General features: G+C 34.9%; 1 protein-coding gene. It reads right to left on the bottom strand.

The features are described from left to right. Positions 1 to 75: 75 nt before the first annotated feature. Positions 76 to 754: transposase (locus LJE08_RS13685; protein ID WP_227403542.1), on the bottom strand; the 679-nt coding region annotated here is incomplete at its 5' end.

Here is a 754-nt window from a genome sequence, read left to right as displayed (position 1 = left end):
TTATGATCACATTCAGGGCAGTGCATCATATAGTTTTCTTCAGGTTCATTTGGAAATAATTCATCGATTAACCATCTAGGTACTTCTTCTTCGTAACCGCATTTTGTACATTTCATCAATACATCTTTTTCTGTATGTTCTGTCATTTCTCTTGTCCTCCAATGGATTATATGTATAAGTATACTGCATAATGGCTCCACATTTACATTGAATTGGGTCTCTATTAAAAGAATCAATCAAATGAGTGCGGTACTTCAATTTATTGAGTTTGTTTTTAAGAGCTTTAGTTCTTGTTTCACGAGAATAATCCTTGTTCTTTTTGATTCCAAGAAGTGCATGTACTTTATCTAGAGTTTTCTTAGAAGCATTGGCATAGAATCCATAATATTGAGTGGTTAAGAAATGGTAGTCTGGTATATGTATGATGAGACGATTTATAAAGTCGATCACATTATCTGTGACATCATGACGTTTTTCATCCTTATGATCATTGTAGAACCAGCTGACAGTCTTTGATTCTTTATTGTATTCTGTGATTCTATTTTCAGCCATGGCAGGTCTACCGGCATAACGGATGAAATAGTTTACGCAGCCTTGAATATCTTTACTATTTTTATTAGATGAAGCATCGTTAGAAGCGTTGTCAGGGGATTTGAATTTGGCATAGACATAGAAACCTTTTGGGTGGTCTTTATAGAGTCTGTTCTTTTCTTCAGGTTTCTTTAAACCACCGGCTTCCTGTATGAGTCGGATT

The sequence above is a fragment of the Holdemanella sp. DFI.5.55 genome, from assembly GCF_020593575.1.
Classification (GTDB): domain Bacteria; phylum Bacillota_I; class Bacilli_A; order Erysipelotrichales; family Erysipelotrichaceae; genus Holdemanella; species Holdemanella hominis.
This window is presented reverse-complemented; position numbering and strand designations above follow the sequence as displayed.